Here is a 12,422-nt window from a genome sequence, read left to right as displayed (position 1 = left end):
TTTTCTCTACTTTGCTATAGCGATAATGCCCTCTTCATCATCTAACACTAATTTCAACCCCATATATGGGTCCATATTTAAATATTCATCTAACCACAATCTGAGTGCTTCAATCATATTTTGAGTGATAAGGACTTGTTTTCGATCATGTACATATGCTTCTGCTGAAAAGCCATAATCATCATCATACATTAGCTCTACTTCTACTTCCTCTGGTCGCACTTGTTTTTTTCGTGCTACATAGACGCAGATTGCATTGATAATATCCTGTTCTGGAATGATTAATTTCTCCAATTATTTGCTTCCTCTCTTTTTTTGTTTCGATAGAAAGTAAATATCCTTTTAATTAAATTGAATACTAATACAATCGCAAGAACATTAATGAAAAGCCCTAATATAGACCCAAATGCTCCCATATTAGCGAAAAGGCTGCCAAACAACAGACCGGCAAGTCCTCCAACCATTAACCCTCTCATTAAGCCTCCACCTGAGAAGAAGCCACCAGATTTTTTCGCTGTCGTTGATTGATTAGATTTTGACGTATCATTTGTATTATTTTTCTTTTGGAAAAATGAATTTGTATTACTATTATTGTTGTTATTGAAGCTTCGTTTCCCAGATTTATAAGACTTTGCTTCTACTGTTGTTACAGAGTCTTGAAATACTATACTTACTGGAGATAAAACTAAACCTAACGTGAGAATTGCTGACAAAATTTTCTTCATGTTTTTCTATTCCTCCTAAAAAATTGTTTTGAAATTGACATACTAATTTATAGACTTTATCATTCTCCTTGCTTCCTTAGTATTTGCAAGAAAAATAAAAAGCCCTTCCATTGATTTGGTAAAGGCTTCTAAATTTCTATCTATTTATCCCTTTACCAAGAACGGCAAAGGTCTCGCAAACAACATCTCGTTGCCAGTTAAGCCGGCGATTTAATCGCGTATTGACGACGTAACTGTAAGCTACTCCCCTTTGGAGTATACAATTTTTAAATATATATACATTTTAATATAAACAACTTGTCTAGTCAACTTATATGGTGTAAGCCTCTTCACCCATGTTTCCTGAGATTCCGCTAACTACTAAAAATTAAACCTCCTATTTTTTGTAAATCAATGTATAGGATTAACTTATTTTCACACCCTATATATATAATTCCAAAATTAGTAAGTAGGTATGTAAATGAGCGCAACATTAACCTTTCCAAAAGCAAAATATAGCACAGCAGGTATCACCTATTTAATGTATCAAAAGCCAAGTATTGTTGCTTGGTGGTCTGCTGTTTTCCCTGGATTTGGACATTATCTTCTTAATCAGTATGCCCGTGCAACATTGCTGACTGTTTTAGAAGTAATTATTAATACAGGTGCTAATATTAATGAAGCGATGGTTTACTCTTTTTGTGGAGAAATAGAATTAGCAAGATCCGTTATTCATTTAGATTGGATGATTGGATATATTGTGATCTATTTAATAACAATAGGCGATAGTTACCGCTCTGCTGTACAGTTAAATAAGTATATTGAATTATCCACACCTGATTTAGCCAGCGTAGAGATATTCCCATTTGAAATACAATATTTACAAAATAAGAGCCCTCTTTTAGGTGTCTTCTACTCACTTTTCTTTCCTGGATTGGGCCAATTGTACAATCACCGAATATTTTTAGGATTTTATGCAATATTCTGGTGGTGGATATATATTTTATTATCACATGCACATAAAGCTATAATTCTGACCATTACTGGTGATTTTGCTTATTCTACTGCTATATTACACCCACATTGGCTACTTTTTATGCCTTCCGTATTAGGTGGAGCCGTTTATCATTCCTATATAACCTGCGTCCAACATAATATTCTTGCAAAAGAATCACAGCAAAAACGCTTAACAGACAGATATGTCGGTTCCAAATTTAGCATAAGAGGTGTAAAGGGATGATTATTGTCGGAACTTTCCAGCCATCTATTGAAATTGAACGTGCACTTTCTGAAATGGAAGCACTAGGTGTTCCACCAGAAGAAATGATGGTCCTATATATGAATGAGTTCCCTCCTATTAGTAGGAAAAAAAAGGCTTCTGCCGATATCCATGTTTCTTCTTTTGAAATTGGTATTGCTTTTGCTACAGGTATGGCTGTCATTGGTGCTAGTATTGGCTTTAAATTAATTTTAGGACCTATTTTTAGTGGTCTTCTCGCTGCTATTATCGGTTTTTTTTGTGGTTATTCTCTGTATTATCTTTTCCATCGGAAGAAAAAGAACAAGCTGTCTCAAAGCTTGCCTGAAATCATTGTGCTTATTCAAAGCACAAAAGAAGTTGCTCCATTAATTAAGGAGATTTTATGGAAACATAAAGCACTAAGCGTTGGAATGAGAAAAAGATTATAAAAAGAAACGAATAATAACAAAAGCCAAAAATCTAATTAGTAAGGTTTTCAGCTTTTGTTGCTATTCGTTTTTTTGGTGAACATCTTTTTTAAACGAATTGACCAAAATATTTTAGAAAATTTAGATATTTTATCCATACAAAATGCAAAAGAACATGTTAATATATTGGCATGGTATGTTAATGTAAGGAATCCTTACATCAATTGTGAAAGGGGGAAGGAATGTAAAATGAGCTTAGATGACTTAAATAAACGTGTACAAACAGATCTAGCTTATCTTAATTACGGAGGAGAAAACTGGGTTCGTCCAAAAATTCACGCAGAGGGACATGTTTTCGATGTAGTCATCGTTGGGGGTGGACAATCTGGCCTAGGGATTGCATTTGGTCTTTTACGCGAAAGAGTATCGAACATTCTTGTTATCGATGAGAATAAAGAAGGATGGGAAGGACCATGGAAAACCTATGCTCGTATGGTTACCTTACGTACTCCTAAACATTTAACTTCCATCGACCTTGGTATCCCTTCTCTTACCTTTCGATCCTGGTGGGAGGCACAATTTGGTAGAGAAGGATGGGAAAAAATCGACAAAATCCCTCGTGGGGAATGGATGAATTACCTGAGATGGTATCGTAACATTCTGCAATTACCTGTTCAAAATGAAGTTAAATTGACTTTAATTGAACCATTAGAAAAAGGGATACACCGACTCCATATTAAAAGAAAGGGGACTATTTCATCTTCCTTACTCACTCGAAAGATAATTCTAGCAACCGGCATCCAAGGTGGAGGGGAATGGCATGTCCCAGCCATGATATCCGACAATCTACCTTCTTCTTTATATACTCATACTTCTTCATCCATCGACTTCTCTTCCTTAAAAGGAAAAAAGATTGCCATTTTAGGTGGAGGTGCATCTGCATTTGACAATGCCAACTTCGCTTTATCACAGGGGGTAGCCCAAGCACATGTATATGTTCGCCGTCATAAAATGCAACGCATTAATCCGATTAGGCAAATGGAAGCATCTGGAATGATTGAACATTTTCCTGCCTTAGCAGATGACGAAAAATATGCTGGCATGGCCCATTTTTTCCAGCATAACCAACCACCAACAAATGATACTTTTAATCGAGCGTCTTCCTGGCCTGGTTTCCATTTGCATCTCGGTTCTCCCTGGCTGAAAGTAGCCCAAAAAGGAGAGCAAGCAGAAGTAACTACACCAAAGGGAAGGTTTTTATTTGATTACTTAATCATTAGCACAGGTTTATTAACAGATCCCAAACTGCGGCCAGAACTACGTTTAATCGAAAAGCATATAGCCCGTTGGAAAGATCGCTATAAAGCCCCGGAGGCAATAGCATCTCCTATGCTTGATGCACATCCTTATTTAAGCTATGGCTTTTCTTTCATTAGCCGTGACACAGAAGGAGAAGCATTGCTTCACGGTATATACTCGTTTAATTATGCTGCCCTTATTAGCTGTGGTTTATCTGCTTCTGCATTATCTGGCATGAGATATGGCATTCCCCGTATTGTTAAAGCCGTTACGGATGAACTATTTCTCGATGATAGAGACATGAATTTAAAAGATTTTTTTGAATACGATACAGAAGAATTCACTGGAGAATGGCCTGTGAACCAAAAGGATCCCTCTAAAGTTATTTAATAACAAGCTAAGACTCTTTTATGCAGTCTTAGCTTGTTTATTTTGCCGTGTTTTAAATACAGGATGCTGGGTATTAATTAAAAATAACGATTATAACTGATACATACTATCATTTAGGGGGTATTGAAATGGAAAATAAAAAAATAGACCAGTTAAAAAAATACACCATTGATAATGAACAAAATGCAGGGTTAACAACCAATCAAGGCTTAAAAATGGCAGAAGATGAATTCTCTTTAAAGGCAGGATTAAGAGGTCCCACTTTAATGGAGGACTTTCACTTTCGAGAAAAAATGACTCACTTTGACCATGAACGAATTCCTGAGCGCATTGTTCACGCCCGAGGAGTTGGTGCACACGGCGTATTTCAATTATATGAATCCCTTGAAGCCTACACGAAAGCTGACTTCTTAAATGATACAAATAAAACTACACCTGTATTTGTTCGTTTTTCTACTGTCCAAGGATCTAGAGGTTCTAATGATACCGTTCGAGACGTACGAGGATTTGCTGTTAAATTCTATACAGATGAAGGGAATTATGATTTAGTTGGCAATAACATTCCCGTCTTCTTCATTCAAGACGCCATTAAATTTCCTGATTTTGTGCATGCTGTAAAACCTGAACCACATAATGAAATTCCACAAGGAGCAAGTGCACATGACACATTTTGGGACTTCATTGGTCAAAATCATGAATCAGCCCATATGGTGATGTGGGCAATGAGCGATCGTGCTATCCCGCGTAGCCTCCGCATGATGGAAGGTTTCGGAGTACATACCTTCCGCCTTATAAATAAAGAGGGGCAAGCTCATTTTGTTAAATTTCATTGGAAACCAAAGCTCGGCATTCATTCACAGGTTTGGGATGAAGCACAAAAGGCTGCTGGAAAAAATCCCGATTTCCACCGCCAAGACTTATACGAGGCGATCGATAAGGGCGACTATCCTGAATGGGAGCTCGGTTTGCAACTCATTCCTGAAGAAGACGAATTTGCCTTTGATTTCGATATATTAGATCCTACAAAAATATGGCCAGAAGAGGAGGTTCCTGTTAAAATCGTTGGAAAGCTAACCTTAAATCGAAATGTCGATAATTTCTTTGCGGAAACAGAACAAGTTGCTTTCCATCCTGGGCATGTTGTTCCAGGAATCGATTTTTCTAATGATCCATTATTACAAGGACGTCTATTCTCTTACACAGATACGCAATTGTCTAGACTTGGCGGACCTAATTTCCACCAAATTCCGATTAACCAACCAGTTTGTCCTTTTCACAATAACCAACGGGATGGTATGCATCAAATGACCATCCACCATGGACAAACAAGCTATCATAAGAATGCCTTGAATAATAATCAGCCAGAACCAGTATCTGTTGAGCAAGGCGGTTATGAACACTACCAAGAAAAAGTAGATGGTAGAAAAGTTAGAGGCCGTAGTGAAAGTTTCCTTGATTTCTATTCACAAGCTAAACTTTTTTATAATAGCTTAGCACCATTTGAACAACAACATCTAAAAGATGCTTTTAGCTTTGAACTTGGAAAGTGTAAATCAGAAGCGGTGAAAAACAATGCAGTCGCTCTCCTTAATCGAATTGATCGCAGTATTGCGGAAGAAGTGGCCAAAAACATTGGAGCAGCATTACCTCAAGAAAACCTAGAAGTAAAGTCAGCTAAGAAATCTCCAGCCTTAAGCATGGCGAATACCATAAAGAAACCTGACACTCGTTGTGTAGCAATTCTTTTAAACGGCGAGCCGGACAACGCCCAATTACTTCAATGGGTTCAAACATTAGCAGCGAATAAAGTGAATTTCAGCATCGTGGATAAAAATCTGCGTACGATAGACGGAGAATTAAAAGTAACGGACACATACGATACTGCTGATGCGAGCCTATTTGATGCTGCACTACTTATTAGCACCAGTACGAAGCTGGAAACGAAAGCTATTGAATTTATCGAAATGACTTTTAATCATTATAAACCTTTAGGTATTTCCCTTAATAATTATGCGGTATTAGAAAAGAGCCGCATAACAATACATGAACCAGGTATATTCGATCTTGCTAAAAATACGATTAATGACTTTATTACAGGTATAGCGGAAGCTCGATTCTGGAATAGAACTATATAATAAAAAGCGACTGGGACAAAACAAAATTTTTAATAGATAAAGATGAACAATCTCTACTTTAGTGGTGAAACCAATTCATTCCATTTCACTCCGTTTTTAAAGATTATTTAATTTTTAAGCAAACTAAAATTACTAGGAAAAAAACGGAGCAGACTAAATACACATAGACTCGAGAAAGTCCAAACACCCGCAGGAACGAGGAGGCTTGGCGCTCGCCCCATGGAAAGCGAAGTGTATTCAGACTGCGGGTGATCACCCCAAACCTTCTTTCTTAAAGTTAATTAAACCGCGAACAATTATACCAATATTTATTAGTGTGTATGTATAATTGTTCGTGGTTATATTTGATTGAAGCACTTATGTCTCTCCCTCTTTTTTATTTCCCTCCATCTTTATATTTATAAGCTCTCCATGTTGCAAACCATCCTTTTATCCCGTAGACAAGTCCATAGATTATCTAACTTTTAGAAGAAAAAGGCTGTCTTATTTTTATAAAATAGAATCAATTCCACCGTTCAACTATTCATCTTTCTAAAGTATCGATAAATCCTTTCTAGCTTTTTCGCTTGTCCGGATGCTTCCATGTTTCCAAATTCAAAAAACTTTACTTTCTTCATTCCTACAAATTGAAATACGGCTTTTTTCATGAGATTTTTATGAACATTATGTAAAAGGAAGAATGGATACATTCTCGGTCCTTTCATCGTGGAGATACAAATGACCGACTTTCCTTTTAATAACCCCTTCGCTGTATATTTACCTGTATTCTTATAGGCAAAATGAGCTGAGAAAACTTGATCAAAGTATCCAAGTAACATAGCTGGCGGCCTCCCCCACCAAATTGGATAAATAAAGACCACTTTATCCGCCCATAATAACAGCTCTCTATATTTAGCAAAAACAGGATTTTTATGCATATGGCGTCTTTTATTCTTTTCATCAAAATATAAGATAGGATTAAAATTTTCTTCATATAAATCTAAAAGCTGTATATCTTTTATTAAGCCGTTTTCCTTGCATCCTTTTACTACATTTTTCAAAAAGGCGCCATTTAAGCTTTCCTTGTTTGGATGAGTAAAGACAATTAATACGTTCATAAAACCCCTCCCACATAGTTGTCATTTGATAACTATACTACCATCTAACAAACTAGTTATCAATTGATAATTGTTATTTGATAACTTTTTATGCTATCTTACCTTTGAGGTGATTTTTTTGAACGAAGAGCAATTTTTTCAAAAAGTTATAACATTTACTGCTTCTGTTTACCAACTAAAGCATGCGTTAACCAATGATTTAAGACCAAATGATTTAACTCCCATTCAGTATAGTATTCTTGAATATGTTTCCATTAATCAGCCCGTTATCCTAAGTGAAATCAGCAACTGTCTGCAAATATCACTACCAAATACAAGCCGAGAATTAAAGAAATTAACAGAAAAAAATCTAATTAGGAAATTTACAAATGAAAAGGATCGCAGAAAACAATATATGTCGCTTTCAGATGAAGGAAAAAAGGTAATGAATCACGTTTTTGTTGAAATTGAAAATAAGTTAAAGAAACGAATAGACCACCTTTCTGCTGAAGAATTAGAGGAAATAAATACTGCGATGGCATTATTACAAGGCAAAGTGTTTTTTTAATAAATATACAGAGGTGAATAATCATGTACCAGCCCTCCTCCTTTTTACCACCTAAAAGAAGCTTAACGGTATATGGAAATAGTAAATTGTCGCTGGAACCAAATATTTGTAAAATAACGCTTGGTATTAATACAGAATCGAAAAATGTAACAACTGCACAGCAAGAAAATGCCCGTCTCCATCAACAGGTTATTACAGCTATTTTAGGTTTAGGCATTCCTTCCTCCAATATCCAAACAATAGACTATACTATTTTTCCGCAATATGACTTTGTGGAAAATCAACAAGTATTCAAAAATTATAGAGTAACCCATCTGCTAGCTATTCTTGTCGAAACCATTCAGCTTGCAGGTACGGTTATTGATACAGCCGTACAAAATGGCGCTAATCAAGTCATGAGTATTCACTTTGATGTCAGCAATCGTTCCGAACATTACGAACGAGCACTTCAAGGAGCAATTAAAGATGCTTTGTCAAAGGCAAGAGCCATTGCTGAAACTCTGCGTATAACCATCGATCCTATCCCTGTAAAGGTTATAGAAATCCCATCTGGTTCTAGTATTCCTATGCCATTAGCAAAAATGTCATTTGCGGAGATTGGAGGAGTTTCTACTAATCTAGAACCAGGACAGCTAACCATTGATGCTACGGTTGAGGTCAAATTTTCTTACTAAACACATTTCTCTCCCTCCCACCTAGCTATGAGCTGTATTTCCCGTTATAAATCAGATCCTTACACTTGAAAATGCCTTCTATCTTCTGATAAAAGGCATTTTTTCGTCCCATTCCTTTATGTAATATATCCTCTTCAAAATGATAACGTTTCAATAAAAATTTCCCCATTATATGAAAAATCTTTGACATCCTGATCAAAATAATGTAAAGTACCTAATGGTCGAACGTTTATTAAACAAACCGACCTTAATATTCGTATTTAGGAGTGTATTTAATGGATAACGTGTTTGATTACGAAGATATACAATTAATTCCCGCTAAATGTATTGTGGATAGTCGTTCAGAATGTGATACAACCGTTACACTAGGCGGTCACACATTTAAACTTCCCGTCGTTCCTGCCAATATGCAAACTATCATCGACGAAAAAATCGCTGTATACTTAGCTGAAAATGGCTATTTCTATATTATGCACCGTTTCCAGCCAGAAACGCGCAAGGCTTTTATCCGTGATATGCAATCTCGTGAATTAATTGCTTCTATCAGCGTTGGGGTAAAAACGGAAGAGTACGACTTTATATTACAATTAGCAGAAGAAAACTTGGTTCCTGAATTTATTACAATCGATATTGCTCATGGTCATTCTAATGCAGTCATTGCCATGATTAAACACATCAAAAAGCACTTACCAAAGTGCTTCGTTATTGCTGGTAATGTGGGAACTCCTGAAGCAGTAAGAGAGCTTGAACATGCTGGTGCAGATGCAACGAAAGTAGGTATCGGCCCTGGTAAAGTTTGCATTACCAAAATTAAAACAGGTTTTGGAACAGGCGGCTGGCAGTTAGCTGCATTGCGTTGGTGTGCAAAAGCTGCAAGCAAACCTATTATTGCAGACGGTGGTATCCGCACACATGGGGATATTGCAAAATCCGTTCGCTTTGGGGCAACAATGGTTATGATTGGCTCTCTTTTCGCTGGACATGAAGAATCTCCAGGAGAAACAATTGAAAAAGATGGAAAGCTTTATAAGGAGTATTTCGGTTCTGCTTCTGAGTTTCAAAAGGGAGAAAAGAAAAACGTGGAAGGCAAAAAAATGTATGTAGAGCATAAAGGTCACTTGCAAGATACGTTAACAGAAATGGAACAAGATCTTCAATCCTCTATCTCTTATGCTGGTGGAAACAAATTAGATGCCATTCGCAATGTAGATTATGTTATCGTAAAAAACTCTATTTTTAATGGAGATAAAGTGTATTAAAATTAGCATATAAATAACCCCAAACCTTCTACGGAGATGCTAGTAAAATTTTTCGTATAAGTGTTTGGGCTTTTTGATTAAACACGGAGTGGAAAGGAGCGAAGGACATTCCACTTTTTCACTAATAACTTAAAGACTGTTCGTCTTTATCCATTCTATACTTTCATTTGTCCCACTCTCTCTGATTTTACAAAAACAGCCAATTAAGAGAGTGACATAGGTTAAAATCCCAGGTATAATATAACTAACCTCTAGATTAATCCTCCTGTATCCCCAAAAATAAAATAGAAAAAGAAAGGTTGATTGTATTTTTATGAAGAGCTTTTCCTTCCACACAAACCATCGCAAACGAGAAAAATCTCCAGAAACAAGAATTAAACTGATTCCTCTTACCGGCACCCAAAGCAGAAGTGAAATACTAAAGAAAATAGAAATCAGCTCCCAATTTAATATGCGTTATCGAGGACTGTATGAATATTACGGAGATGATTTAATAGCATATAAAAAGGAAAATCCTACTGATTATTTCCGCAATGAATTTCTTCGAACATTCTCCAGTTATCTCACTGACTATCTTGAAGATAACATGCCTGCATCTTGGCATAAATGTAAGAAATCTTTTATCGAGTTACTCCTCCTTATTCACCTACCCAATGCCTTAAAAATTTCCAAAGAACGTAATAGCATGCAGCACTTTATATCTGAATTTAAAAACTTTTCCATATGGCTGGATCACAAGGAAAAAACGATGTGGACAAAAAGGTTAGCTTCTTATGAACAGACATTTCATGAGCTAAAGTTATGTGAGGAATTGTTAAATAGATTATATCTACAAATGTATCCTCGATTTTTTGCTTCAGATTGGGATTATCAAAAAGATTTATCAAGAGTTAGCCAGCTCCTAGAGAAATGTACAGAGGTGGAGGATAATTTCTTTCAAATAAACACTATAGATAGAAGAGATACCGTTTATTTTTCTAATCTCCACACAAAGAAACAATTTCAGGTAAATAATTTTCCGATTGAAGAGAAATTTCTGGGGCTGATTCTTCATGGTTCCATCGGTCGTTTAGAAGGACATTCATCATGGTCACTGCTTCTTACAGCAGGGGTGTATCCAATGCGAGCCAAGAGATATTTAACTTTAAGAGAAAATTAAAAAATAAAAACATCGAGGCAAAGAAAATACATATGCTCCGATGTTTTTATTTTTTCTCCATTATTTCTTCTCTTTATATAGGACGTATAATTATTATTATCTAATAAATAACGTTATAATTATTATTATACATAATTGATGGTTGTTAATTAATAAGATATACATAAGTTTTCTTATCATCATAATAGACAAGGAGTTATAAGAATTATGACTATTCTTTTAGTAGATGACAATACTGTCAATCTATTTGTAATGGAAAAAATACTTAAAAATGCTGGTTACGATGATTGCGTCTCGCTAACCTCAGCTAATGAATTATTTCATTATCTACAACTTGATGCTCCTAACTCCACAGGGAATAGTGTGGACTTAATATTACTTGATATTATGATGCCAGAGATTGATGGCATTGAAGCTTGTAAACGCATTAAAAAAGTGGAAAATCTCAAAGATATTCAGATTATCTTTGTCACAGCATTAGAAGATAAAAATAAACTCGCAGAAGCGTTAGATATTGGCGGCGTAGATTATATCACAAAACCTCTAAATAAAATTGAACTCCTCGCAAGAATACGCGTTGCATTGCGATTAAAAGCCGAACTGGATTGGCATACCCAACATGAAAAAAAGATTCAATATGAATTAGACTTAGCCACTCATGTACAAAGAAGCCTATTAAGCTCACCTTTACAAGACGAGCATATGCATATTGAAGTTTCTTACCTGCCTTCTTTTAACCTTGCAGGTGATATGTATTATTGGCATAAAATAGATGAAGATAAATATGCCATTATCCTTTTAGATATGATGGGGCACGGCATTTCTGCCTCTTTAGTATGCATGTTTATCTCCTCTGTCCTAAGAGAATCCGTTAAACAATTAGTAGAGCCTGACCTTGTTATAAAAGAATTAAATCGCTATATGACTTTACTAAAAAATGATAAAGAAGGGCTGCCTTTTTACTTTACAGCTATTTATCTAGTAATTGACACAAAGGAGAAGACAGTTAAGTATGTTAATGCTGGGCACCCTTATGGCTATATGCTAGTTGATGAAAATGATGTTGTTGCCTTAGAACAAAGTACTTGTGCAGTAGGATTTTTTGACGAAATGGAAATTAATACAAAGGAGATTTCCTTTGAGAAAGATGTCCAAATCATTCTTTATACAGATGGAGTATTGGAAGCGATAGGCCCTTGTGAATTCGAGGCAGAAAAACAAATCCGCTCTATTTCCTCCAAAAGATGGGAACATACTAGTTCTGTAATGGATTATTTACTTACAAAAGAACAGCAGTCTAATCAACCAGATGATATGTGTGTCTTAATGATCCAGGCAAAAGCAAGTAACTGACATAGTATTGTTGATTATTTACATAAATAAATAAAAAAGAGGCTGGGACATAACTAGCCTCTAATAAAGAGAAAGGTGAATTTGAGTCCACTCAAATTCACCTTTCTCTATTTTTTCGTGTTAATTCTTCTATTATC

Annotated in this window: 12 protein-coding genes; 9 read left to right on the top strand and 3 right to left on the bottom strand. The window is 35.8% G+C overall.

The features are described 5' to 3' along the window. Nucleotides 1-6: 6 nt before the first annotated feature. Complete coding sequence (locus NiCM35_RS13495) at nt 7-294, bottom strand: YxcD family protein (protein WP_047940899.1); 288 nt, start codon at nt 292-294, stop codon at nt 7-9. After that, on the bottom strand, nt 282-725 hold the full coding sequence (locus NiCM35_RS13490; protein WP_095329421.1) for a hypothetical protein: 444 nt from the start codon (nt 723-725) through the stop codon (nt 282-284). Before NiCM35_RS13490 ends, NiCM35_RS13495 begins: the two co-directional genes overlap by 13 nt. A gap of 460 nt (nt 726-1,185) precedes the next feature. Between NiCM35_RS13490 and NiCM35_RS13485 the strand changes: the two genes are divergently transcribed. The 4 genes from NiCM35_RS13485 (at nt 1,186) to NiCM35_RS13470 (ending at nt 6,196) form a co-directional block, all read left to right on the top strand. Beyond that, nucleotides 1,186-1,944: a hypothetical protein gene (locus NiCM35_RS13485; RefSeq protein WP_095329420.1), complete on the top strand. Its 759-nt coding sequence runs from the start codon at nt 1,186-1,188 to the stop codon at nt 1,942-1,944. Continuing rightward, entirely contained in the window at nt 1,941-2,393 is a 453-nt protein-coding gene (locus tag NiCM35_RS13480; RefSeq protein ID WP_095329419.1) for a hypothetical protein, read from the top strand. The genes NiCM35_RS13485 and NiCM35_RS13480 overlap by 4 nt, the downstream gene beginning before the upstream one ends. Nucleotides 2,394-2,621: 228 nt before the next feature. Then, on the top strand, nt 2,622-4,061 hold the full coding sequence (locus NiCM35_RS13475) for an NAD(P)-binding domain-containing protein (protein ID WP_095329418.1): 1,440 nt from the start codon (nt 2,622-2,624) through the stop codon (nt 4,059-4,061). A 128-nt stretch (nt 4,062-4,189) separates the two neighbouring features. Next, the gene (locus NiCM35_RS13470) at nt 4,190-6,196 is read left to right on the top strand and encodes a catalase (protein WP_433779769.1); all 2,007 of its coding nucleotides are present in this window, start codon (nt 4,190-4,192) and stop codon (nt 6,194-6,196) included. A 515-nt stretch (nt 6,197-6,711) separates the two neighbouring features. On the opposite strand, the gene NiCM35_RS13465 is transcribed toward NiCM35_RS13470, so the two are convergent. Then, nucleotides 6,712-7,293 carry an NAD(P)H-dependent oxidoreductase gene (locus NiCM35_RS13465; protein WP_095329417.1) on the bottom strand — a complete coding sequence of 194 codons (582 nt, stop codon included), beginning with the start codon at nt 7,291-7,293 and terminating at the stop codon, nt 6,712-6,714. 109 nt (nt 7,294-7,402) lie between these two features. Here NiCM35_RS13465 and NiCM35_RS13460 point away from each other — a divergent pair, with 109 nt between their 5' ends. The 5 genes from NiCM35_RS13460 (at nt 7,403) to NiCM35_RS13440 (ending at nt 12,285) form a co-directional block, all read left to right on the top strand. After that, a complete protein-coding gene (locus NiCM35_RS13460) occupies nt 7,403-7,840 on the top strand; it encodes a MarR family winged helix-turn-helix transcriptional regulator (RefSeq protein WP_235850236.1) in 438 nt (145 codons plus the stop codon). Between the two features lie 23 nt (nt 7,841-7,863). Next, a complete protein-coding gene (locus NiCM35_RS13455; protein ID WP_163188375.1) occupies nt 7,864-8,514 on the top strand; it encodes an SIMPL domain-containing protein in 651 nt (216 codons plus the stop codon). A gap of 275 nt (nt 8,515-8,789) precedes the next feature. Next, nucleotides 8,790-9,773 carry a GMP reductase gene (gene guaC, locus NiCM35_RS13450; protein ID WP_095329414.1) on the top strand — a complete coding sequence of 328 codons (984 nt, stop codon included), beginning with the start codon at nt 8,790-8,792 and terminating at the stop codon, nt 9,771-9,773. 313 nt (nt 9,774-10,086) lie between these two features. Next, on the top strand, nt 10,087-10,932 hold the full coding sequence (locus NiCM35_RS13445; RefSeq protein WP_433779766.1) for a hypothetical protein: 846 nt from the start codon (nt 10,087-10,089) through the stop codon (nt 10,930-10,932). Between the two features lie 207 nt (nt 10,933-11,139). Further along, complete coding sequence (locus tag NiCM35_RS13440) at nt 11,140-12,285, top strand: fused response regulator/phosphatase (protein ID WP_095329412.1); 1,146 nt, start codon at nt 11,140-11,142, stop codon at nt 12,283-12,285. The last annotated feature ends 137 nt before the right edge of the window (nt 12,286-12,422 follow it).

The sequence above is a fragment of the Niallia sp. M35 genome (genome assembly GCF_050971705.1).
Classification (GTDB): Bacteria; Bacillota; Bacilli; order Bacillales; family Cytobacillaceae; genus Niallia; species Niallia circulans_A.
The sequence above is the reverse complement of the archived record's forward strand: the minus strand, read 5'-3'. Positions and strand labels throughout refer to the sequence as shown.

What these genes read in the sequence shown, in the direction of transcription:
- NiCM35_RS13490 (WP_095329421.1), bottom strand. Translation starts at nt 725, where the DNA reads ATGAAGAAAATTTTGTCAGCAATTCTCACGTTAGGTTTAGTTTTATCT.
- NiCM35_RS13485 (WP_095329420.1), top strand. Translation starts at nt 1,186, where the DNA reads ATGAGCGCAACATTAACCTTTCCAAAAGCAAAATATAGCACAGCAGGT.
- NiCM35_RS13480 (WP_095329419.1), top strand. Translation starts at nt 1,941, where the DNA reads ATGATTATTGTCGGAACTTTCCAGCCATCTATTGAAATTGAACGTGCA.
- NiCM35_RS13475 (WP_095329418.1), top strand. Translation starts at nt 2,622, where the DNA reads ATGAGCTTAGATGACTTAAATAAACGTGTACAAACAGATCTAGCTTAT.
- NiCM35_RS13470 (WP_433779769.1), top strand. Translation starts at nt 4,190, where the DNA reads ATGGAAAATAAAAAAATAGACCAGTTAAAAAAATACACCATTGATAAT.
- NiCM35_RS13465 (WP_095329417.1), bottom strand. Translation starts at nt 7,293, where the DNA reads ATGAACGTATTAATTGTCTTTACTCATCCAAACAAGGAAAGCTTAAAT.
- NiCM35_RS13455 (WP_163188375.1), top strand. Translation starts at nt 7,864, where the DNA reads ATGTACCAGCCCTCCTCCTTTTTACCACCTAAAAGAAGCTTAACGGTA.
- guaC (WP_095329414.1), top strand. Translation starts at nt 8,790, where the DNA reads ATGGATAACGTGTTTGATTACGAAGATATACAATTAATTCCCGCTAAA.
- NiCM35_RS13445 (WP_433779766.1), top strand. Translation starts at nt 10,087, where the DNA reads ATGAAGAGCTTTTCCTTCCACACAAACCATCGCAAACGAGAAAAATCT.
- NiCM35_RS13440 (WP_095329412.1), top strand. Translation starts at nt 11,140, where the DNA reads ATGACTATTCTTTTAGTAGATGACAATACTGTCAATCTATTTGTAATG.